Source organism: Pantoea sp. SGAir0215 (genome assembly GCF_043543215.1).
The window spans coordinates 2,029,361-2,051,871 of the sequence record NZ_CP028031.1; the positions used below are offsets into that span (position 1 = coordinate 2,029,361).

The following is a 22,511-nucleotide window of genomic DNA, read 5'->3' on the forward strand; positions in this document are numbered from 1 at the left end:
TGACCGGCTATTTCCAACAACGTGAATAAATAATGCATCAAGATAAAGATCTCTCAACGTGGCAGACATTCCGTCGACTCTGGCCGATGATCGCACCCAACAAAGCTGGCTTAATTGTGGCGGCTACTGCCCTGATTATTAATGCCGCAGGCGATACGTTAATGCTCTCCCTGTTGAAGCCTTTGCTGGATGACGGCTTTGGTAAAGCGGACAGATCCGTGATGCTGTGGATGCCGTTGGCAGTCATCGGCTTGATGCTGGTTCGTGGCGTAAGCAGCTATATCTCAAGCTACTGCATCTCATGGGTGTCAGGCAATGTGGTGATGAATATGCGCCGTCGTCTGTTCAGCCATATGATGGGCATGCCGGTTGCGTTCTTCGATCAGCAATCCACGGGTACGTTACTCTCTCGCATCACCTACGATTCGGAACAGGTCGCCTCGTCGTCATCGGGGGCGTTGGTCACCGTGGTGCGTGAGGGCGCTTCGATAATTGGCCTGTTTATCATGATGTTTTATTACAGCTGGCAGTTGTCGTTGATTCTGATTGTTCTGGCTCCAATCGTATCCTTCGCGATTCGTACCGTATCAAAGCGCTTCCGCAACATCAGCAAATCGATGCAAAACACCATGGGACAGGTGACGACCAGTGCCGAGCAGATGCTGAAAGGGCACAAAGAAGTGCTGATTTTTGGTGGCCAGGACATTGAATCCGAGCGTTTTGCCAAGGTCAGTAACCGCATGCGTCAGCAGGGGATGAAGCTGGTTTCAGCCTCTTCAATCTCCGATCCGGTTATTCAGCTCATTGCTTCTCTGGCTCTGGCATTCGTTCTGTACGCCGCCAGTTTCCCCAGCGTGATGGATACGCTGACTGCGGGGACCATTACGGTGGTCTTCTCATCTATGATCGCTCTGATGCGTCCGCTGAAATCGCTGACAAATGTGAATGCGCAGTTTCAGCGTGGTATGGCGGCCTGTCAGACGCTGTTCTCCATTCTCGACAGTGAGCAGGAGAACGACACCGGCACGCGTGAAATCACGCGCGCAAAAGGTGATGTCGAATTCCGAGGTGTGACCTTCACCTATCCCGGCCGTGAAACACCTGCGTTGAAAAACATTAACCTGATGCTGCCTGCCGGAAAAACCGTTGCCTTAGTCGGGCGCTCCGGCTCAGGTAAATCGACTATCGCCAGTTTGCTGACGCGTTTTTATGATATTCAGCAGGGCGAGATTTTACTGGATGGCCATGACCTGCGTGAATACACCTTAGCGTCGTTGCGTAATCAGGTCGCACTTGTGTCGCAAAATGTGCATCTGTTCAACGATACCGTTGCCAATAACATTGCCTATGCGCGCAGTGAACAGTACAGCCGCGAGGAAATCGAAAAGGCGGCGACGATGGCACACGCGATGGACTTTATTAATAAAATGGACAAGGGGCTGGATACCATCATCGGGGAAAATGGTGTGCTGCTATCAGGCGGTCAACGCCAGCGTATCGCCATCGCCCGCGCTCTGCTGCGTGACTGTCCTATCCTGATTCTTGATGAAGCCACCTCTGCGCTGGACACCGAGTCCGAGCGTGCTATCCAGTCTGCTCTGGATGAGCTGCAGAAAAACCGCACCTCACTGGTGATCGCGCATCGCCTTTCTACTATTGAAAAAGCGGATGAAATTGTGGTGGTGGAAGAGGGCAATATCATCGAACGCGGCACGCACGCCGACCTGCTGGCGGAAAAAGGTGCTTATGCTCAACTCCATAAAATGCAGTTCGGCCAATGATTGAGCGCATCTGGAGTGGCCGATCGCCATTATGGTTAGTCCTGTGGCCACTCAGTGTGCTCTATGGTGCCATCACGGCGCTGATCCGTCTCAGTTTCCGGCGTGGCTGGCGTAAAAGCTGGCGTGCGCCCTTGCCTGTTGTCGTGGTGGGGAATCTGACCGCGGGCGGGAATGGTAAAACACCCGTGGTCATCTGGCTGGTTGACGCCCTGCAGCAGCGAGGATTACGGGTAGGTGTGATTTCCCGCGGCTACGGGGGGAAAGCAGACCGCTATCCGCTGCGTGTCACTGTGGAAACCGCCACCGATCAGGCGGGTGACGAGCCGGTGCTGATTGCGCAGCGCACAGCTGCGCCCGTGGCAGTGGCACCGCGACGCCGTGAGGCGATCGAAGCCCTTCTGCAACATCATTCACTGGATCTCATCGTGACTGATGATGGCCTGCAACATTATGCGCTCCAGCGCGATCGGGAAATTGTGGTGGTGGATGGCGTGCGACGTTTTGGCAACGGCTGGTGGTTACCTGCCGGCCCCATGCGGGAACGGGCATCCCGCCTTAAGACGGTAGACGCGGTGATCGTTAACGGTGGTGAAGCGCAGCAGGGCGAAATTGCCATGCAACTGCAGGCGGGGATGGCAACCCATCTGCTCAGCGGTGAACAACGACCGCTCAACACGTTGCACGATGTCGTCGCCATGGCCGGCATTGGTCATCCGCCGCGTTTTTTTCATACCTTAAAACAGCACGGTCTGACGCCCGTTGCGGAGATCGCCTTTGCCGATCATCATGCTTACAGCGAAGAGGAACTGTCGCGTCTGGTCACGCCCGGCCAAACGCTGTTGATGACGGAGAAAGATGCCGTTAAATGCCGCGCATTCGCGCAATCCTCATGGTGGTATCTTCCCGTCGATGCCCATCTGCAGGCTGAGGCAGCGACGCTACTGTTAGACGATATACAACGCCTGTGTGGCACGTATTCACCACGGGAGCCGCACTAACTCCCACTGAGAAGGAAGAGAATGGGTACGCATTCACTTTCACGACAGCAGGCACGTAATATTCAGCTCGCGGCGCAGGGGTTATTGCGTCCGGTGAAACGTCGGGCACGTTTTCAGGATATTTCAGCCTGCATTAGCCGCATGTCGCTGTTGCAAATCGACACCATCAATGTGGTGGCCCGCAGTCCGTATCTTGTCTTATTCAGTCGCTTAGGCGACTATCCGCCCGTCTGGCTGGACGAGTCGCTGGCGCAGGGGGAGATTTTCGAATACTGGGCGCATGAAGCCTGTTTTATTCCCCGCGCAGATTACCGGTTACTGCGGCACCGCATGCTGTCGCCAGAGCGCCTGGGCTGGAAATACAGTGCAGACTGGGCAACGGAACATCAGCAGGAAATCGCTGATCTACTTACCTATATACGCGACAACGGGCCCGTCAGATCGGCTGATTTCGCCAGTGGAAAAAATCATAAGCCAGGATGGTGGGCATGGAAACCCCACAAGCGGCATCTCGAAAACCTGTTCAGTTCAGGGGAGCTAATGGTGTCAGCGCGCCATAATTTTCAGCGCGTCTATGATTTACGCTCACGTGTCATGCCTGACTGGCAGGATGCGCTGCATGCTATCAGTGAGGATGACGCTGTCCGCCTGATGTTAGTGAACAGCGCACGCAGCCTGGGCATTTTTCGCCGTGAGTGGCTGGCAGACTATTACCGGCTAAAGCGCGCGCCCATTAAAGACTTTATCTTATGGGCACAGGCGGCCGGCGAAATCATGCCGGTTGAGGTCGACGGCATGGGAGAGATGTGGCTGCATCGGGACGCTCAGGCCGCATTAGCCACGCCGTTGATCGCAACACATACCACGCTGTTATCCCCTTTCGATCCGCTGGTATGGGACAGGAAACGTGCGCTTGCGTTGTTTGACTTTGACTACCGCATTGAATGTTACACGCCTGCGGCCAAACGTAAATATGGCTATTTTGTCTTACCGGTGCTGCATCGGGGCCAACTCAAAGCCCGTCTGGATGCACGGATGGTGCGCTCAACAGCCTTGCTGGAAATTAACAACATCTGGCTGGAACCTGACGTCGCGGTAACCGTTTCCTTTCTCAATGACGTGCAACGTGCTATTGAACGCTTCGCCCGTTGGCAGGGGGCCGAAACGGTTTTGCTAAAGAATGCGCCTTCGGCGTTACTGACACACTGGCCAACGCGCTGGCAGCTTAACAATTCCTGATGCAGCGCGGGTGTGATTTACCCGCTCTCATCAGCGCTGTGATATGCTTTAGTCCTTACGCTCTCGGTCCGAGATGGAGGACATATGGATCACCGTTTACTCGAAATCGTTGCCTGCCCGGTTTGTAATGGCAAATTGTACTTTAACAAAGAACAGCAAGAGCTGATCTGCAAGCCCGACGCGCTGGCTTTCCCTGTGCGTGACGGTATTCCGGTACTGCTGGAAAACGAAGCCCGTACGTTATCGGTTGAAGAGATCCATCCATGAGTTTTATTGCCATCATTCCTGCGCGTTATGCTTCCACCCGTTTACCGGGTAAACCCCTGGTTGATATTCATGGCAAGCCAATGGTGGTGCATGTGATGGAGCGCGCCCGGGAATCGGGTGCCAGCCGTGTGATTGTCGCGACCGATCATCCTGAGGTGGCCCGCGCTGTCGAGGCTGCCGGTGGCGAGGTGTGTATGACACGCGCCGACCATCATTCCGGTACGGAACGCCTTGCAGAAGTGATTGAAAAATATCAGTTCGCGGATGACCAGATCATCGTCAATGTTCAGGGCGACGAACCCATGATCCCCGCTGATATCGTCCATCAGGTGGCGACCAACCTGGCTCAGGCTGACGCCGGCATGGCGACGCTGGCGGTGCCGATTACGGATGCGGAAGAGGCGTTCAATCCCAACGCCGTCAAGGTGGTCATGGATGCCAGAGGCTACGCGTTGTATTTTTCACGCGCGACGATTCCCTGGGAGCGTGAACGTTATGCGCAGTCCCGGGAACAGATCGGTGACACGCTGCTGCGACATATCGGCATTTATGCTTATCGTGCCGGGTTTATTCGTCGCTATATCAGCTGGGAACCCTGTCCGCTTGAGCAGATCGAACTGCTGGAGCAGTTGCGCGTGCTGTGGTATGGCGAAAAGATCCACGTTGCGGTGGCAAAAACGATTCCGGGCGTTGGCGTGGATACGCCAGAGGATCTCACCCGGGTCCGCGCCGCGATGCTTCGCTGACCTGTTCCGCTTCTTGTGAGATGACCGTCTGCGCACGCGGCTGAGGCGCCGGGTTCCGGTCCACTCAGCCTGCGCCATGACGGATGTGCGCCTTTGCGTCTATCCATCAGATCGTGCGGCAGAGGGTGAGGCGGATGAGAAGCGTTGCAATGCGCTCCCCAGCGTTTCGTAGATCGCGCGTTCGCTGTGACTCATCCACAGCGGGGAAGGATAAAAACGCTCCCACCAGTTAAGTGGTGAAGTAATCGCCAGTTGATTGGCGGGCGCTGCAATCGGCTTGAGTCCTGCCTGAGTGAAAAACCGCATCGCGCGCGGCATATGATTAGCTGAGGTAATCAGCAGGAAAGGGTGGTGCCCGATGAGCGTGCTGACAGCCTGCGCCTCCTGTGCGGTATCTTTTGGCTGATCCAGCAGACGAATGTGCGATGAAGGTACGCCCAGGCTTTCGGCAACCTGTGCGGCGACCCAGGCATTACTTTTGGGATTTTGCCCTGCTGCCGCACCGGTAAAGACCAGGGTAGCATCCGGATGGCGCTGCCACTGACGCACACTTTCTGTCACGCGAGGCAAACTGTTGTTCAGCAGGTTCGAGCTGGGCGCCCAGGCCGGGTTATAGGTATAGCCGCCCCCTAACACCACGATGTAATCGACTTTTTCAGTCCCATTCCACGTCGGGTAATGCGATTCGACGGGCAACAGTAAGCGATCGGCGACCGGCTGTAGGCTTATCAGTAATAACATCAGCCAACTCACTGAGATAAAGATTTTACCGCTTTTCTGCCAGCGGCTGAACCAAAGCAGCAAAATACCGACAGCCATTAAAAGAAGCAGAAAAGGCAGGGGCAGTAACAGGTTGCCAAATGCCTTTTTCAGCATAAAAAACATGTAAAATCCCTCTTGTTGTCCGAAAAAACAGCAGCCAGAGCAGAAGAAGGGCATGAAAGCTTCATTCTTACGGCACCTGTGACAAAATAGCATACGTTTTACCGCAGCATACCGGAGTCCATGCCATGCAGGATCGTAACTTTGACGATCTCGCGGATAAATTTTCGCAAAATATTTACGGCACCACCAAAGGCCGGGTGCGTCAGGCAATCGTCTGGGATGAGCTTGAAGCCTTGCTTCCCAGCCTGACGTCCTCGTCTCCCTCACTGAACGTGCTGGATGCGGGCGGTGGCATTGGGCAAATTTCCAGTGGACTGGCCGCGCGGGGCCATCAGATTCTGCTGTGCGACCTCTCAGGTGAAATGTTGCGCCGTGCCCAGGAAAATGCGGATGCGCTGGGTGTGAGCCATAACATGCAATTCAAACAAATTAGCGCGCAGCAGGTCGGTGAACATTTGGATAAGCCGGTGGATCTGGTATTGTTTCACGCTGTGCTTGAATGGGTCGCTGAACCGGAAACCGTGCTGAAAGCCCTGTTTGATACATTGCGGCCGGGAGGCGTGCTGTCATTGATGTTTTATAACCTGCATGGGTTAACATTACGCACCCTGACGCTGGGCAATTTTGGTTACCTTCGTACCAACTTAACCAAGCGTAAGAAGCGCACGCTGTCACCGGACTATCCGCGCGATCCTGACGATGTGTCACGCTGGTTACAGGCCTGCGGTTTCCAGATTGAACAGCGTGCCGGGATTCGGGTGTTCAGCGACTATATGAAGCCGCCTAAAGGCGAGCCAAAAAGCGACGACGAAATCATTGAGATGGAGCGGCGTTTTTGCCGTCAGGAACCCTTTTTAAGCTTAGGGCGTTACATCCACGTGACCGCGCGCAAACCCGGGCAGAAGGACGAATTATGAGTGAATTTTCCCAGACGGTACCGGAGCTGGTATCCTGGGCGCGCAAGAACGATTTCTCCCTTGCGCTGCCCGTTGAACGTCTGGCTTTTTTGCTGGCCATCGCCACGCTGAATGGCGAGCGCATGGACGGAGAAATGAGTGAAGGTGACCTGGTCGATGCGTTTCGTCATGTCAGCAAAGCGTTTGAACAAACCAGCGAAACCGTACTGGTGCGGGCCAACAACGCCATCAATGATATGGTGCGTCAGCGCCTGTTGAACCGTTTCACCAGTGAATTAACTGAAGGCAATGCAATTTATCGTCTGACGCCGCTGGCCATCGGCATCACGGATTACTATATCCGCCAGCGCGAGTTCTCCACGCTGCGGCTTTCCATGCAGCTTTCTATCGTTGCCGCTGAACTTAAGCGTGCCGCCGACGCGGCGCAGGAGAATGGCGATGAATTTCACTGGCATCGTAACGTATTCGCGCCGCTGAAATACTCCGTAGCCGAAATCTTCGACAGCATTGATATGACGCAACGCCTGATGGATGAGCAGCAGCAGGCGGTGAAAGCGGATATTGCGGAGCTACTGAATAAAGACTGGCGCGCCGCGATTTCAAGCTGTGAAATGTTACTGTCGGAAACTTCCGGTACGCTGCGTGAATTGCAGGATACGCTGGAAGCGGCCGGTGACAAACTCCAGGAAAATCTGCTGCGTATTCAGGATGCGACGCTGGACAGCCCGGATTTGGGCTTCGTCGATAAACTGGTGTTCGATCTGCAAAGTAAACTCGACCGCATCACCAGTTGGGGACAGCAGGCCATTGACCTGTGGATTGGTTATGACCGCCACGTGCATAAATTTATCCGCACCGCTATCGACATGGACAAAAACCGTGTTTTTGCCCAGCGCCTGCGCGTATCCGTACAGAACTATTTTGACTCACCCTGGGCGCTGACTTATGCCAATGCCGAACGTCTTTACGATATGCGTGACGATGAGCTGACGCTGCGTAATGACGAAGTGATGGGCGAATTACCTGCTGAACTGGAGTTCGAAGAATTTAATGAAATTCGCGAGCAGCTGGCGGCCATGATCGAAGAAGCCTTAACGATTTATAAAACGCAGCAAAAACCGCTTAACCTCGCCGCCGTCATGCGCGACTATCTGGCCCAGTACCCGCGCGCGCGTCACTTCGACCTTGCGCGCATTGTCGTGGACCAGGCGGTGCGATTAGGTGTAGCGGAAGCCGATTTAGCCGGTTTGCCTGTGGAATGGCAAGCCATTAATGATTACGGAGCCAAGGTGCAGGCACATGTCATCGACAAATATTGAACAAGTGATGCCGGTTAAGCTGGCACAGGCACTGGCAAATCCGATTTTTCCGGCGCTGGACAGCCAGTTACGTGCCGGTCGCCATATTGGCATTGAAGAGCTGGATAACCACGCTTTTCTGATGGATTACCAGCAGTATCTGGAAGAGTTTTACACGCGCTACAACGTTGAGCTGATTCGTGCTCCAGAGGGCTTTTTCTATCTGCGTCCACGCTCAACCACGCTGATTCCCCGTTCCGTGCTTTCCGAACTGGACATGATGGTCGGGAAAATCCTCTGCTATCTGTATCTCAGCCCGGAACGCCTGGCGAATGAAGGCATTTTCACGCAACAGGAACTCTATGATGAACTGCTGTCCCTGGCGGACGAAAGCAAGCTGCTAAAGCTGGTTAACCAGCGTTCAACCGGGTCGGATCTCGATCGGGCTAAGTTACAGGAAAAAATGCGTGCGTCCTTAAGCCGCCTGCGCCGTCTGGGCATGGTGTGGTTTTTTGGCAACGACAGCAGCAAGTTTCGTATTACCGAGTCTGTCTTCCGCTTTGGTGCCGATGTCCGTAGCGGTGATGATGCGCGTGAAGCGCAACTGCGCCTGATCCGCGATGGCGAAGCGATGTTGCTGGACAACACGACGGCAGCCACAGAGGCTGATGACAGTGAAGAGAATGACAGCGATGCGGGTGATATCGCGGAGGAAGAGCAGGCATGATTGAACGCGGCAAATTTCGTTCGCTAACCCTGATCAACTGGAACGGGTTTTTTGCCCGAACCTTTGATCTGGATGAACTGGTCACCACGCTGTCGGGCGGGAACGGGGCAGGTAAGTCCACCACAATGGCGGCCTTTGTCACGGCGCTGATTCCTGACTTAACCCTGCTGCATTTCCGTAACACCACCGAAGCGGGCGCAACCTCAGGCTCACGCGATAAAGGCCTGCACGGTAAACTGCGGGCAGGCGTCTGCTACGCGATGCTGGACGTAGTGAACTCACGCCATCAACGTGTGGTGGTCGGGGTCCGGTTACAGCAGGTGGCAGGACGTGACAAAAAGGTTGATATCAAGCCCTTTAGTATCCATGGCCTGCCCACGGATACGCTGCCCACGGACATGCTCACGGAAATTCTGAACAGCCGTCAGGCGCGCGTGTTACCGCTTAACGAGGTCAAAGAACGCGTCGAGGCGCTGGAAGGTGTCCAGTATCGGCAGTACAGCTCGGTAACGGACTATCACGCGATGATGTTTGATCTGGGGATTGTGCCGCGTCGTCTGCGTACCGCCAGCGACCGCAGTAAGTTTTATCGCCTGATTGAAGCCTCTCTGTACGGCGGTATCTCCAGCGCCATCACCCGTTCTCTGCGCGATTATCTGTTGCCTGAAAACAGTGGCGTGCGTAAAGCGTTCCAGGACATGGAAGCTGCGCTGCGCGAAAACCGTATGACGCTGGAAGCGATCCGCGTAACCCAGTCTGATCGCGATCTGTTTAAGCACCTGATTTCTGAAGCCACCAGCTATGTATCGGCCGACTATATGCGTCATGCCAACGAACGACGCATCCACCTGGATAGCGCACTACAGCTGCGCAATGAACTGTTCACCAGCCGCAAGCAGCTGGCGTCGGAGCAGTATCGCCACGTGGAAATGGCACGAGAGCTGGCTGAACACAGCGGGGCAGAGAACGATCTTGAAATTGATTATCAGGCGGCCAGCGATCACCTGAATCTGGTGCAGACGGCAATGCGCCAGCAGGAAAAGATTACCCGTTATGACAGTGATATAGAGGATCTGACACTTCGCCTGGAAGAACAGAGTGAAGTCGTGGCCGAAGCGCGTGAAATCCAGGAAGAAAATGAAGCCCGTGCTGAAGCGGCCGAACTGGAAGTGGATGAGCTGAAAAGTCAGCTGGCCGATTTTCAGCAGGCGCTGGACGTGCAGCAAACCCGTGCCATTCAGTATCAGCAGGCGTTACAGGCTCTGGAACGTGCGCGTTCGCTGTGTGAATTGCCTGAGCTGAACATTGACAACGCGGCGGAATGGCAGGCCAGCTTCCAGGCCAAAGAAGAAGAAGCAACCGGGCAGTTGTTGCGCCTGGAGCAGAAACTGAGTGTGGCCGAAGCGGCGCACAGTCAGTTTGAACAGGCCTTATCGCTGGTGACCAGCATTGCCGGTGAGGTCAGCCGTAAAGAGGCCTGGCAAGTCGGGCGCGATCTCCTGCGTGATGCCAGCAATCAGCGTCACCACGCCGATCAGCTTGCTTCACTGCGCCTGCGTCTGAGCGAACTTGAACAGCGCCTGCGCGAGCAGCAGGAAGCAGAACGTCTGCTGGCGGAATTCTGCAAGCGTCAGGGGCAGCAATATGAGCCTGATGCGCTGGAAGGATTGCAGCGTGAACTGGAAGCCCAAATCGAGCAGCTGAACAGCAGCGTTGCCGATGCGGGCGAACAGCGTATGTTGATGCGTCAGGAGCTGGAACAGCTCCGTCAGCGCATCGCAACGTTGACCGCGCGTGCGCCGCACTGGCTGGCTGCGCAAGAAATCCTGACGCAGCTCAGCGAGCAAACCGGTCAGGCGTTGACCAGCAGCCAGGACGTTACGGAATACATGCAGCAGCTGCTGGAGCGGGAACGTGAAACCACTGTTGAACGTGATGAAGTGGCCGCAAGGAAACGTGAAATTGAGCAGCAGATTGAGCGCTTGAGCCAGCCGGGCGGTGCGGAAGATCCGCGACTGAACCAGCTGGCCGAACGCTTTGGCGGTGTGCTGCTGTCTGAGATTTATGACGATGTCACGCTCGACGATGCGCCTTACTTCTCCGCCCTGTACGGCCCGTCACGTCACGCCATTGTGGTGCCCGATCTTTCGCTGGTGCGTGAGCAACTGGATGGCCTGGAAGAGTGCCCGGAAGATCTCTATTTGATCGAGGGCGATCCGCAATCCTTTGATGACAGCGTGTTCAGCGTCGACGAGTTACAAAATGCCGTCGTGGTCAAGGTGGCCGAGCGCCAGTGGCGCTATTCCCGCTTCCCTAAAATCCCGCTTTTCGGCCGGGCGGCACGCGAAAACCAGCTGGAGTTGCTCAATAACGAACGCGATCGTCTGGCGGAACGGTATGCCACCCTGTCGTTTGACGTTCAAAAGACGCAGCGGCTTCATCAGTCATTCAGCCGTTTTATCGGTAGCCATCTGGCGGTCGCCTTTGATGACGATCCCGAAGCGCAGATTCGTCAGCTCGGCGCCCGTCGGGGTGAGCTGGAACGTGCGCTCAACCAGCATGAAAGCAACAATCAGCAGCAACGTCAGCAGTTTGACCTGGCCAAAGAGGGCGTTGCGCAGCTTAACCGCCTGTTGCCGCGCGTGAATCTGTTACTGGACGACACGCTGGCAGACCGTTGTGAAGAGATCCGTGAGCAGGTGGAAGACGCGCAGGAAGCCGCACGCTTCCTCCATCAGCATGGGGCGAAGCTGGCCAAACTTGAACCGATGCTGGCGGTGCTGCAGAGCGATCCGGAACAGCACGACCAGTTGCAGGCAGATTACCAGCATGCACAGCAGCAGCAGCAGCGCGCGCGTCAGCAGGCTTTTGCGCTGACCGAGGTGGTACAGCGTCGCGCCCACTTCAGCTATGACGACTCGGCCAGTATGCTCGGTGGCAACACCGATCTGAGTGATAAGCTGCGCCAGCGTCTGGAGCAGGCGGAAGCGGAGCGCAGCCGCTGCCGTGAGCGCCTGCGTGCCCATCAGTCGCAGCTGACCCAGTATTCTCAGGTGCTGGCATCGCTGAAAAGCGCTTATGACGCCAAACGCGACATGCTGAAAGAGTTGCAGCAGGAGATGCAGGATATCGGTGTGCAGGCCGATGCCAGCGCGGAAGAACGCGCCCGTATCCGCCGTGACGAGCTGTATACCGCGCTCAGTCACAATCGTGCCCGCCGTAACCAACTGGAGAAACAGCTCACCTTCTGCGAAGCCGAAATGGACAATCTGCAGAAGAAACTGCGCCAGCTTGAGCGCAACTATCATCAGGTCCGCGAACAGGTGGTCAGTGCCAAAGCAGGCTGGTGCATGGTGCTGCGTCTGGTGAAGGACAATGGCGTGGAGCGGCGTCTGCATCGTCGGGAACTGGCTTACCTGAGCGCAGATGAGCTGCGTTCAATGTCGGATAAGGCACTCGGTGCACTGCGCCTGGCGGTGGCGGATAACGAACACCTGCGCGATGTGCTGCGCCTGTCGGAAGATCCCAAACGACCAGAGCGTAAAATTCAGTTCTTTATCGCCGTGTATCAGCATCTGCGCGAACGTATCCGTCAGGACATTATCCGCACCGACGATCCGGTTGAAGCCATCGAACAGATGGAAATCGAGCTGAACCGTCTGACGGAAGAGCTGACCGCCCGCGAGCAAACGCTGGCCATCAGTTCACGCAGCGTGGCGAACATTATTCGCAAAACGATTCAGCGTGAACAGAACCGTATTCGCCAGCTGAACCAGGGGTTACAGACCGTCAGCTTTGGACAGGTACGCAGCGTGCGGCTCAACGTGAACGTGCGGGAAACACACGCGATGCTGCTCGATACCTTGTCCGAAGAGCATGAACAGCATCAGGATCTGTTTAACAGCAACCGACTGACCTTCTCGGAAGCGCTGGCAAAACTGTATCAACGCCTCAATCCACAGATTGATATGGGACAGCGCACGCCACAGACAATTGGTGAAGAACTGCTGGATTACCGTAACTACCTGGAGATGGAAGTCGAGGTGAATCGTGGCTCCGATGGCTGGCTGCGTGCAGAAAGTGGTGCGCTCTCTACCGGTGAAGCGATTGGTACCGGTATGTCGATCCTGGTCATGGTCGTGCAGAGCTGGGAAGAGGAATCACGCCGTCTGCGTGGGAAAGATATCTCACCCTGCCGCTTGCTGTTCCTGGATGAAGCCGCCCGTCTGGATGCGCGTTCAATCGCCACGCTGTTTGAACTCTGTGAGCGCCTGGAGATGCAACTGGTCATCGCTGCACCTGAGAACATCAGTCCTGAGAAGGGCACGACCTACAAACTGATGCGTAAAGTGTTTAACAACACCGAACACGTTCATGTCGTGGGATTACGGGGTTTCGCCGCCGATCCGCTGCCTGCCAAACGCGGCAGTGAAGCCGATTCGGCCAGTGAAACGACGACATAATATTCGTGCGGCAAGGATAGTCAAAAACAGCGCCATTGGTTAATCTGGTAACGGCATTTGTCGCAGGAGGCAAATGCCGTTTTTGTTTGTATACTCAGTCATATGAGTAACAGCCCGATTGCAGCTTTTTCCTCTCAGGCTGCGCGGTAGATTAATGAAGGGGGCAGGGATGTTACTGAATAAAGGCTTAACAATTCATCAGGTTAGTTCATGGCTGGTGCTGGCACTTGCCCTGAGTCCGTGCGTGCCGTCCCAGGCGGCTATCATCGCGGCCATGCCCGGTGTCCATTCGACCCAGGCCACCACCTCTGTTTCTGCCAGTCAGCAAAAAATTCGCCAGGCGTTTGCCAGTGACAGTCAGCCTTTTTACGGTGCTTCACTGGCCGCCCTGTATGCCGCACGAAATATGCAACCGATCTGGCAGGATCATGACGCCGTGCAGAAGTTTCAGCAGCAGCTGGCTGAGGTAGCGTTATCCGGCGTCCAGCCACAATTTACCCGGTGGGTGGAGCGTCTGACCGATCCATCCATTACCGGATTCGCCCGCGATGTGACACTGTCCGATGCCATGCTGGGTTATCTGCAGTTTGTCTCATCGGTTCCCGCACAGGGGGAAACGTGGCTCTACAGTACGGTGCCCTATAAGTTGGCGGTGCCGTCGGTGTCCGTCATTAATGCCTGGCAGAACGCCGTGAATGCGGGGCGGGCAGCGGCCTTTGTGAATTCGCTGGAACCGCAACATCCGCAGTATCCCTTAATGCACAAAGCGTTAATAAACCTGCTTAACGATAAACAGCCGTGGCCGCAAATCAAAAATCGCGACACGGTAAGGCCGGGTCAGGTCAGTGATGATGTACCGGCACTGCGGGAAATCCTGCGGCGCAGCGGTATGTTAAGTGCACAGACGACGGCACCTGCACCGAATGACGATGCGGTTCCTACTGCGCCAGTTACGGTCAGCCACAGTGAACCTGTCGCGGTCAGCCCGTCTGCCGTTGCCGTGAACGCTATTCCGCCGCCACCGCCAGGCGCGCCGGACAACGTACAAGTGGCACCTACGGCGACAAGTGGCGTCAATGTCTATGACGATAATCTGGTCGCAGCGGTAAAACGCTTTCAACAGTGGCAGGGGCTGGACGCGGATGGTGCCATTGGTCCGCGTACGCGTGAATGGCTGAATGTGTCACCTCAGCAACGTGCCGCCCTGCTGGCGCTGAACATTCAACGCCTGCGTTTGCTGCCGGATGATATGCACAACGGCATTATGGTCAACATTCCCAATTACTCGTTGAATTATTACAACAACGGCACCCGGGTGCTGACATCGCGGGTGATTGTGGGCCGGCCAGACCGTAAAACGCCACTGATGCGCAGCGCGCTCAACAACGTGGTGCTGAATCCGCCGTGGAATGTGCCTACCACGCTGGTGCGCCAGGACATCATTCCAAAAGTGAAACAGGACCCGACGTACCTGTATAAGCATGGATATACCCTGCTGTCGGGCTGGAGTGCGGATGCGGAGGTGATCGATCCCACCATGATCGACTGGAGCATGGTGTCAGCCTCGTCGTTCCCGTACCGAATTCGTCAGGCGCCGGGGCAGACCAATTCACTGGGCCGTTTCAAATTTAATATGCCCAGTTCAGATGCTATCTATTTGCACGACACGCCCAATCATAATCTGTTCCAGCGTGATATTCGCGCACTCAGCTCGGGCTGCGTGCGGGTCAACAAAGCGTCAGAACTGGCGGGCATTCTGCTGCAGGATGTAGGCTGGAATGATGCCCGTATCTCAGGGACGTTAAAACAGGGTGATACGCGCTATGTGCCTATTCGCCATCGGATACCGGTTAACCTGTATTATTTAACCGCCTGGGTCGCGGATGATGGTAAAACGCAGTTTCGTACAGATATTTACAATTATGATAATACTGCCCGTTCCGGGAGTCTGGTGCTGAGTCGCGCGCAGCAGTTGCTCCTCTAACGGTTGATTTTTAACCGTAAGTGCGCATTGCGCGTGGGAAGATGACCTGAGAAAGGCGGTGTCTCCGATGAGGCGCCGTCTTCCAAACTTGCCAGACATGGGTTGACGTGCTACCGCGAGAAAGTTATGGTTCCGCCAGTGCGTTTTTTGCACGTGTCATTGGCTCTGTTCTCAGGTAAAACGCTTCATGTCTACAATTGATTCTGTCCGTCGCAAACTGTTGTTTTGCGGAAGTGCCGCTGCGGGACTGGCTTTGTTGCCGACGTCAGCGATGGCTTCACTCTCTACGTCACGACCGCGCGTCTTAACGCTGAATAACCTTCACACGGGTGAAACCCTCAAAACAGAATTCTTCAACGGTAAAAGTTACGACAAGAGCGAGTTATCGCGTCTTAACCATTTTTTCCGTGACTACCGCGCCAATAAAATCAAAAGTATCGATCCCCACCTTTTCGATCAGCTCTACCGCCTCCAGGCGCTGCTGGAAACGCGTAAGCCCGTTCAGCTGATCTCGGGCTACCGCACTCTGGCCACCAATAATATGCTGCGCGAATCTGGTCCTGGTGTCGCCAAACACAGCTACCACACCAAAGGTCAGGCGATGGATTTCCATATTGAGGGGATTAGTCTGGCGAATGTCCGGAAAGCTGCGTTAAAAATGCGGGCGGGTGGTGTAGGATATTACCCCAGCAGCAACTTTGTACATATTGATACCGGTCCGGTCAGGCACTGGTCGTAACGTCGGCAACGCTGCGGGTGCCGACCATGGAGCGTTATGAATTATCACATTATCCCCGTTACCGCCTTCGCGCAGAACTGTTCGGTTATCTGGTGCGACACCACACGTGAATCTGCGATTGTGGATCCGGGTGGTGACGCCGATACAATCAGGCAAACGCTGGAACAGCTTGATTTAACGCCTGGCCAGATCCTGCTGACGCATGGTCATCTTGATCATGTCGGGGCCGCGGCGGAACTGGCGGCCTGCTGGAACATACCACTGGTAGGCCCGCACAAACAGGATGCGTTCTGGCTTGAGGCATTGCCCACGCAGAGCCAGATGTTTGGACTTGAGTACTGCGCGCCGCTTACGCCCGATCGCTGGCTGGAAGAGGGGGACACTGTTCAGGTTGGTCAGGTTAATCTTGAGGTTCTGCACTGTCCCGGTCATACGCCAGGTCATATCGTGTTTTTTGACCGACAGGGGCGTTTACTGGTTTCCGGTGATGTGATCTTTAACGGTGGTGTAGGACGCACCGACTTTCCGCAGGGTAACCATCAGCATCTGATTGATGCCATCAAAAACAAAGTGTTGCCGCTGGGAGATGATGTGACGTTTTTGCCCGGTCACGGTCCGCTATCCACTTTAGGTCGTGAACGTCTGACGAATCCTTTTCTGCAATAAAAAATGGGCCACTCAGGCCCATTTTTTTTCATAAGGACAGGATTACAGCACGGCGACAATCGCTTCACACAGGGCAGACATATTATCGGGCGTCATCCCGGCCACGTTCACCCGGCCTGAGTTCACCGCATATACGCCAAACTCTTCACGCAGACGAATGACCTGATCTTTGGTCAGCCCGCTGAACGAGAACATACCGTTCTGCTTAATGATAAAGCTGAAATCCTGCTGCGCCCCTTTTTCCGCCAGCGTATTCACAAACAGCTGACGCATGCGCTGGATACGCTGACGCATATCGGACAACTCCTGCTGCCAGATGGTACGGAGCGCGTCATTTCCCAGGATGGTTGCCACCACTGCCGCACCGTGTGACGGTGGGTTAGAGTAGTTCGCGCGAATCGTGTACTTCACCTGACTGAAGGCGGTATCGGCCGTGGCTGCATCGCTCGCCACCAGCGTAATCGCACCCACGCGTTCATTATACAGACCAAAGTTTTTGGAATAGGAACTGGCCACAATCAGCTCCTGATGGCTGGCCGCAAACAGGCGCAGACCTGCTGCATCTTCTTCCAGCCCACGGGCAAAGCCCTGATAGGCGAAGTCAAACAGCGGCAACCAGCCATTGGCTTTGGAAAGCGCAGCCAGCTGTTGCCACTGCTCTGCTGTCGGATCGATACCGGTTGGGTTATGGCAGCAGCCGTGGAACAGCACCACATCACCGGCTTTAACCTCTTTCAGCGAGGCCAGCATGCTGTCAAAGTCCAGCGTATGGTTGACCGCATCATAATACGAGTATTCACACACCTCGAGACCCGCGGCGTTAAACACGTTTTTATGGTTCGGCCAGCTCGGGTTGCTGACCCATACGCGCTTCACCGACGTCTGCGTGGCCAGAAAATCCGCAGCGACACGCAGTGCACCTGTCCCGCCTGGCGTCTGCGCGGAACGTACGCGGCCCGCCGAAATCAGGGCGTTGCCTTTACCAAATAACAATTCCTGAGTGCAGTGTGCGAAATCCGGCAGACCGTCAATGCTCAGGTAATTTTTGCTGGTCTCGTTTTCCAGCAGATATTGCTCTGCTTTTTTAACGCTGGTGAGCACCGGGGTTTTCCCGGTTTCATCTTTATAAACGCCAATACCGAGATTAATTTTATTCGGGCGGTCATCGGCACGAAACAGATCGGCCAGGCCAAGGATAGGATCGGCAGGTGCAGCAGAGATCGATTCAAACATGAGTCGGGTCCAGTAGCGTGAACTTTAGCAAATGAAGCATCAGGTTAACGTCAGCATGACGAAATGCCAACCGTTTGCGATAAAATTCATTGTCCGGTCGGCAGAATTACCGGTACTTATAGGGAGAAAGGGGCCACGCAGCGGCTGCGCTGAATAAAGGCAATAAAAAACGGAGCCGAAGCTCCGTTTTTTGTACTGCATCAACAAACTTAGAACTGGTAAACCACACCCAGGCCGACTACGTCGTCGTTAGGAATGCCCAGTGGGTTGTTTTTGTCCAGCTGGTTGATTTTATAATCAACGTAGGTGGCCATGTTTTTGTTGAAGTAGTAGGTTGCGCCCACATCGAAGTATTTGTAGATATCCGCATCGCCGATACCTTCAATGTCTTTGCCTTTGGACTGAACGTAAGCCAGTGAAGGACGCAGACCGAAGTCAAACTGGTACTGTGCAACCAGCTCGATTTCTTGAGTTTTGTTAGCGAATGCATCACCGCTAAATGTCTGGCCGTTTACGTTGAACACACCGCTGATTGGTGTAGAGTTGCGGGTTTCACCGTACATCGCTGCCAGGTATACATTGTTAGCGTCATATTTCAGCGCAGTTGCCCAGTTTTCTGCATGCTTACCAGCACCAACGCCAGCGCCACGAGCGGTTACTGCGTTGTTGTTACTTACGGAACCGTCAGACTGGGTATTGGTACGATCGCTGCTGCTATAGGCACCTACGATACCCACGCCGATCGGAGAGGTGTACGAGGTTGAAATACCGTAGCCGTCGCCATTAGCACGACGAGGATCGGTACGATCGTTTTTGCCTTGATACTGAAGCGCAAAATTCCAGCCATCTACCAGACCAAAGAAATTGGTGTTGCGGTAGGTCAGCAGACCGCCGTTACGACCGTTCATGAAATTATCTGTGTAGCCTGAGTCGCCACCAAATACTGGCAGCATATCGGTCCAGCCGATTGCATCATAAACCACACCGTAATTACGGCCGTAGTCGATTGAGCCGGCATCGCCGAATTTCAGACCCGCAAAGCCCAGACGGGTTTTGTTACCGCTCTGCGCGTCAGAACCTTCAGAGTTATTACCCTGGATGTTGTATTCCCACTGACCGTAACCAGTCATCTGGTCATTGATCTTGGTTTCGCCTTTGAAGCCGAAGCGAATATAAGTCTGATCGCCGTCATCACCTGAGTTATCAGAGAACTGGTGACGTGCATCCACTTTACCGTACAGGTCCAGCTTATTGCCGTCTTTGTTATAAACTTCTGCTGCATTGGCTGCGCCAGCGGCGAGCAGAGCAGGGATAACCACTGCCAGAATGTTGCGCTTCATCATTATTTATTACCCTCATTGGAGTTATTTGGACACCTGCCACTGCCGTCAAGAAATCTTTACATGAACCTTGAAAGAAGTTTGGTGTCTCCTGTGTCTGCACGCATCTTTCCATCCCCCATCGGGTAATTCTACTGCGAAAATGCTACAAAAGTCGTAATCTTGTTTCAAAGATAAAAAATGTATTTCTAAATGTAAAAATAACGGAACTTTGTGAGTCATATCAAAATTTACAAAAATAAAAAAAGGCCGGCGAAGCCGACCTCTTTATATATATGAATTTCTTATATTAAATGCTGAAAATCAGAAGCTCGCATTACGTGGCGTACGTGGGAATGGAATAACATCTCTTACATTTTGTACGCCTGTGACATAGGCGATTAAACGTTCGAAACCTAATCCGAATCCGGAATGGGGAACGGTGCCATAGCGACGCAGATCACGATACCACCAGTAATCCTCTTTTTTCAGCCCCATCTCTTCCAGACGCGCATCCAGTACATCCAGACGCTCTTCACGCTGTGAACCGCCGATAATTTCACCAATGCCAGGCGCTAACACATCCATCGCGGCCACGGTTTTACCGTCTTCGTTAAGGCGCATGTAGAACGCTTTGATGTCTTTCGGGTAGTTTTTCACAACGACAGGCGCTTTAAAGTGTTTCTCCGCCAGGTAACGCTCATGCTCAGAAGACAAATCAATGCCCCAGGAGACAGGGTTCTCAAACGTCTGGCCGCAGTTCATCAGAATCTCGACGGCATCGGTATAGTCGACCTGCGCAAAGTCTGTGGTGACAAAGCGCTCCAGACGAGCAATGGCGTCGTTATCAACGCGCTCGGCAAAGAACGCCATGTCGTCTGCACGTTCTTCCAGGACGGCTTTAAATACATACTTCAGCATGGCTTCCGCCAGATCGGCCGCATCATCCAGGGAGGCGAAGGCTATTTCCGGCTCCAGCATCCAGAATTCGGCGAGATGACGGCTGGTGTTGGAGTTTTCGGCCCGGAAGGTGGGGCCAAAGGTATAAATTTTTGACAGCGCACTGGCGTAGGTTTCGCCGTTGAGCTGGCCGGATACCGTAAGGAAAGCTTCCTTACCAAAGAAGTCTTCTGAAAAGTCGACTTTGCCCTGATCGTCACGCGGCAGGTTTTCCAGATCCAGCGTTGATACGCGGAACATTTCACCCGCACCTTCGGTATCGGAAGCGGTAATCAGCGGCGTAGAAACCCAGAAATAGCCGTTCTCATGGAAGAAACGGTGCAGCGCCTGCGCCAGCGTGTGACGAACACGGGCTACGGCACCAATCAGGTTCGTGCGTGGACGCAGGTGGGCGACTTCACGCAAATACTCAATGCTGTGACGTTTGGCCGCCATAGGATAGCTGTCGGGATCTTCCACCCAGCCTACCACCTCCAGCTTTGTCGCCTGGATTTCAAACGCCTGCCCCTGGCCCGGAGATGCCACAACGGTACCGGTGACAATGACGGAGCAGCCGGTAGTCAGGCGCAGCACTTCGTCCTGGTAATTATTCAGAGAATTATTGACGACGGCCTGAACGGGATTAAAGCAGGAGCCGTCATACACGGCGATAAAGGACAGACCGGCTTTTGAATCTCTTCGGGTACGTACCCAACCACGTACGGTGACTTCACTGTCAACCGCGACGCGACCGTGCAGTACATCCGCTACAGGCACTACGCTCATAAATATCTCTCTATATAGAAGAAGTGTGTGAATGAATTCCCCAGACTGGGGTGTTGCTATGTTACTTGCGAGTCAACAGGAAACAAGCAAAATTCAGGGGGAAGGGCAGATTTATTGCCAGGAAAGCGGGGGCGCAGAGCGCCCCAGTCACATAGCGCTTAGCTGGCTTTTTTTACCAGCGGCAGGTCAAAGGCTTTTCTCAAGGCTCTGACGAAGGCTTTATCCTGACAAATGGTTTTGCCCGGACTGTCTGACAGCTTGGCAACCGGCTTCCCGTTACACTGCACCAGCTTAATGACAATATTGAGTGGCGTCACGCCGGGAATATCGCAGGTCAGTCGGGTGCCAATGCCAAACACCACGTGAGTACGCTGACCAAAGTGGCGATAGAGCGCCAGCGCTTTATCCAGATTCAGGTTGTCGGAGAACACCAGGGTTTTACTCTGTGGATCTATGCCCAGTTGCTGATAATGCGCCAGGGCTTTTTCACCCCATTCAACCGGATCGCCCGAATCATGGCGTAAACCCTGGTAACGGCGGGCGAAGACCGGGCCGAAGTCGCGCAGGAAGGCGTCCATAGCGATGCAGTCCGTTAACGCAATACCCAGTTTGTCATCATATTCATCCAGCCAGGCCTGTAACGCGGCCCGCTGGCTGTTCGCCAGCACCGGACTGATTTGCTGAAAAGCCTGAAACCATTCGTGCGCCTGCGTGCCGACAGGCGTCAGTTCAAGACGGCGGGCCAGATCATAGTTGCTGGTGCCCATCAGCCAGGGAAAGTCCTGCTTCAGCGTACTGACAATGGCTTCCTGCACCGACCGGGAATAGCGGCGACGGGTACCAAAATCCATCAACCGAAAACGTGACATATCGGTATCCGCAATTTGCGTTTTAAACGTCGCCAGTTTCTGGTGCAGAAAGTCCACGGCCTGCTGACTGCCGGTGTGTGGTGTACGATGGCGATGCACCACTTCGCTGATCAAAGCCAACAGGGGAACTTCCCACATGATGACCTCACGCCAGGGCCCCTGAATTCGGATGGCCAGCTTGCCGTTGTGATTTTGCACGTCGACCTGCTGGGGGTCATAGCGAAAATTGCGCAGCCAGTTAAGGTAGTCGTCAGCAAAGAAGGGGAGGTCAGATAACCAGGCATATTCGGCGTCGGTCAGCGCCAGCGTCTGCATGGCACTGATCGCTGCACGGATTTCGTCAGCATAAAAACCCAGTAACTCATCGCTGCGGCAGCGAAACTCCGCCGCTACCGTAACATCATAGTAGCGGTGGAAGACGGCTTGCTGCATATGAAGCTTATACGCGTCAGTATCCAGCAGCGAAGTCAGTATCGGGGAAGCATGTCCTGTCATGGCGCGTTTCGGCATCCTGTTCGGTGGCGCAGAGCCCGGTGTATTAAACGTCACAAAGACGCAAAAGTATAAATCACTAACAGACGGCGATCACAGCATATTTCAGGATAGCGAGTCGAGGCCGAATTGTGTCATTGTTAAGAAAGTGTAGCCATTTTGC

At 54.4% G+C, this 22,511-nt stretch carries 17 protein-coding genes; 12 read left to right on the plus strand and 5 right to left on the minus strand.

Annotated features, from left to right (window positions below; genetic code table 11):
• Positions 1-32: 32 nt before the first annotated feature.
• From msbA to kdsB, 5 genes are all read left to right on the plus strand, one after another.
• Positions 33-1,781, plus strand: a complete 1,749-nt coding sequence (gene msbA, locus C1N64_RS09560) for a lipid A ABC transporter ATP-binding protein/permease MsbA (protein ID WP_367143189.1) — start codon at positions 33-35, stop codon at positions 1,779-1,781.
• A complete protein-coding gene (gene lpxK / locus C1N64_RS09565; protein WP_367143188.1) occupies positions 1,778-2,779 on the plus strand; it encodes a tetraacyldisaccharide 4'-kinase in 1,002 nt (333 codons plus the stop codon). The genes msbA and lpxK overlap by 4 nt, the downstream gene beginning before the upstream one ends.
• A 21-nt stretch (positions 2,780-2,800) precedes the next feature.
• The gene (locus tag C1N64_RS09570) at positions 2,801-4,018 is read left to right on the plus strand and encodes a winged helix-turn-helix domain-containing protein (RefSeq protein WP_033737636.1); all 1,218 of its coding nucleotides are present in this window, start codon (positions 2,801-2,803) and stop codon (positions 4,016-4,018) included.
• An 84-nt stretch (positions 4,019-4,102) separates the two neighbouring features.
• A complete protein-coding gene (locus C1N64_RS09575; RefSeq protein ID WP_006118631.1) occupies positions 4,103-4,285 on the plus strand; it encodes a Trm112 family protein in 183 nt (60 codons plus the stop codon).
• A complete protein-coding gene (gene kdsB / locus C1N64_RS09580; RefSeq protein WP_394515451.1) occupies positions 4,282-5,031 on the plus strand; it encodes a 3-deoxy-manno-octulosonate cytidylyltransferase in 750 nt (249 codons plus the stop codon). Before C1N64_RS09575 ends, kdsB begins: the two co-directional genes overlap by 4 nt.
• Before the next feature lie 99 nt (positions 5,032-5,130).
• Here the strand turns inward: kdsB and elyC are convergent, their stop codons facing one another.
• Positions 5,131-5,916: an envelope biogenesis factor ElyC gene (elyC, locus tag C1N64_RS09585; protein WP_394515452.1), complete on the minus strand. Its 786-nt coding sequence runs from the start codon at positions 5,914-5,916 to the stop codon at positions 5,131-5,133.
• Positions 5,917-6,041: 125 nt separating this feature from the next.
• Between elyC and cmoM the strand changes: the two genes are divergently transcribed.
• The 7 genes from cmoM to C1N64_RS09620 all read left to right on the plus strand — a co-directional run bounded on the left by cmoM (position 6,042) and on the right by C1N64_RS09620 (position 16,710).
• Entirely contained in the window at positions 6,042-6,833 is a 792-nt protein-coding gene (gene cmoM, locus C1N64_RS09590; RefSeq protein WP_033737633.1) for a tRNA uridine 5-oxyacetic acid(34) methyltransferase CmoM, read from the plus strand.
• Positions 6,830-8,152, plus strand: coding sequence for a chromosome partition protein MukF (gene mukF / locus C1N64_RS09595; protein WP_033737632.1), 1,323 nt, complete (start codon positions 6,830-6,832; stop codon positions 8,150-8,152). Before cmoM ends, mukF begins: the two co-directional genes overlap by 4 nt.
• On the plus strand, positions 8,133-8,858 hold the full coding sequence (gene mukE / locus C1N64_RS09600) for a chromosome partition protein MukE (RefSeq protein WP_006118636.1): 726 nt from the start codon (positions 8,133-8,135) through the stop codon (positions 8,856-8,858). The genes mukF and mukE overlap by 20 nt, the downstream gene beginning before the upstream one ends.
• Positions 8,855-13,321 (plus strand): chromosome partition protein MukB, encoded by a 4,467-nt coding sequence (mukB, locus tag C1N64_RS09605; protein WP_033737631.1) that lies wholly within the window; start codon positions 8,855-8,857, stop codon positions 13,319-13,321. Before mukE ends, mukB begins: the two co-directional genes overlap by 4 nt.
• Before the next feature lie 169 nt (positions 13,322-13,490).
• Positions 13,491-15,305 carry a L,D-transpeptidase gene (ldtD, locus tag C1N64_RS09610; RefSeq protein WP_133745113.1) on the plus strand — a complete coding sequence of 605 codons (1,815 nt, stop codon included), beginning with the start codon at positions 13,491-13,493 and terminating at the stop codon, positions 15,303-15,305.
• A gap of 187 nt (positions 15,306-15,492) precedes the next feature.
• Positions 15,493-16,044 (plus strand): YcbK family protein, encoded by a 552-nt coding sequence (locus tag C1N64_RS09615; RefSeq protein ID WP_033737630.1) that lies wholly within the window; start codon positions 15,493-15,495, stop codon positions 16,042-16,044.
• Positions 16,045-16,080: 36 nt separating this feature from the next.
• Positions 16,081-16,710, plus strand: coding sequence for an MBL fold metallo-hydrolase (locus C1N64_RS09620; protein WP_033737629.1), 630 nt, complete (start codon positions 16,081-16,083; stop codon positions 16,708-16,710).
• A gap of 42 nt (positions 16,711-16,752) precedes the next feature.
• Here C1N64_RS09620 and C1N64_RS09625 read toward each other — a convergent pair whose 3' ends face one another.
• The 4 genes from C1N64_RS09625 to pncB all read right to left on the minus strand — a co-directional run bounded on the left by C1N64_RS09625 (position 16,753) and on the right by pncB (position 22,351).
• A complete protein-coding gene (locus C1N64_RS09625; RefSeq protein ID WP_033737628.1) occupies positions 16,753-17,943 on the minus strand; it encodes an amino acid aminotransferase in 1,191 nt (396 codons plus the stop codon).
• A gap of 209 nt (positions 17,944-18,152) precedes the next feature.
• Positions 18,153-19,286 (minus strand): porin OmpF, encoded by a 1,134-nt coding sequence (gene ompF / locus C1N64_RS09630; protein WP_058701020.1) that lies wholly within the window; start codon positions 19,284-19,286, stop codon positions 18,153-18,155.
• Between the two features lie 300 nt (positions 19,287-19,586).
• Positions 19,587-20,987 (minus strand): asparagine--tRNA ligase, encoded by a 1,401-nt coding sequence (asnS, locus tag C1N64_RS09635; RefSeq protein ID WP_039341285.1) that lies wholly within the window; start codon positions 20,985-20,987, stop codon positions 19,587-19,589.
• 158 nt (positions 20,988-21,145) lie between these two features.
• Positions 21,146-22,351 (minus strand): nicotinate phosphoribosyltransferase, encoded by a 1,206-nt coding sequence (pncB, locus tag C1N64_RS09640; protein ID WP_039341282.1) that lies wholly within the window; start codon positions 22,349-22,351, stop codon positions 21,146-21,148.
• Positions 22,352-22,511 lie beyond the last annotated feature (160 nt).

Bases quoted from the DNA above. Each gene is read 5' to 3' on its own strand.
- msbA (WP_367143189.1), top strand. From the start codon at position 33: ATGCATCAAGATAAAGATCTCTCAACGTGGCAGACATTCCGTCGACTC.
- lpxK (WP_367143188.1), top strand. From the start codon at position 1,778: ATGATTGAGCGCATCTGGAGTGGCCGATCGCCATTATGGTTAGTCCTG.
- C1N64_RS09570 (WP_033737636.1), top strand. From the start codon at position 2,801: ATGGGTACGCATTCACTTTCACGACAGCAGGCACGTAATATTCAGCTC.
- C1N64_RS09575 (WP_006118631.1), top strand. From the start codon at position 4,103: ATGGATCACCGTTTACTCGAAATCGTTGCCTGCCCGGTTTGTAATGGC.
- kdsB (WP_394515451.1), top strand. From the start codon at position 4,282: ATGAGTTTTATTGCCATCATTCCTGCGCGTTATGCTTCCACCCGTTTA.
- elyC (WP_394515452.1), bottom strand. From the start codon at position 5,916: ATGTTTTTTATGCTGAAAAAGGCATTTGGCAACCTGTTACTGCCCCTG.
- cmoM (WP_033737633.1), top strand. From the start codon at position 6,042: ATGCAGGATCGTAACTTTGACGATCTCGCGGATAAATTTTCGCAAAAT.
- mukF (WP_033737632.1), top strand. From the start codon at position 6,830: ATGAGTGAATTTTCCCAGACGGTACCGGAGCTGGTATCCTGGGCGCGC.
- mukE (WP_006118636.1), top strand. From the start codon at position 8,133: ATGTCATCGACAAATATTGAACAAGTGATGCCGGTTAAGCTGGCACAG.
- mukB (WP_033737631.1), top strand. From the start codon at position 8,855: ATGATTGAACGCGGCAAATTTCGTTCGCTAACCCTGATCAACTGGAAC.
- ldtD (WP_133745113.1), top strand. From the start codon at position 13,491: ATGTTACTGAATAAAGGCTTAACAATTCATCAGGTTAGTTCATGGCTG.
- C1N64_RS09615 (WP_033737630.1), top strand. From the start codon at position 15,493: ATGTCTACAATTGATTCTGTCCGTCGCAAACTGTTGTTTTGCGGAAGT.
- C1N64_RS09620 (WP_033737629.1), top strand. From the start codon at position 16,081: ATGAATTATCACATTATCCCCGTTACCGCCTTCGCGCAGAACTGTTCG.
- C1N64_RS09625 (WP_033737628.1), bottom strand. From the start codon at position 17,943: ATGTTTGAATCGATCTCTGCTGCACCTGCCGATCCTATCCTTGGCCTG.
- ompF (WP_058701020.1), bottom strand. From the start codon at position 19,286: ATGATGAAGCGCAACATTCTGGCAGTGGTTATCCCTGCTCTGCTCGCC.
- asnS (WP_039341285.1), bottom strand. From the start codon at position 20,987: ATGAGCGTAGTGCCTGTAGCGGATGTACTGCACGGTCGCGTCGCGGTT.
- pncB (WP_039341282.1), bottom strand. From the start codon at position 22,351: ATGACAGGACATGCTTCCCCGATACTGACTTCGCTGCTGGATACTGAC.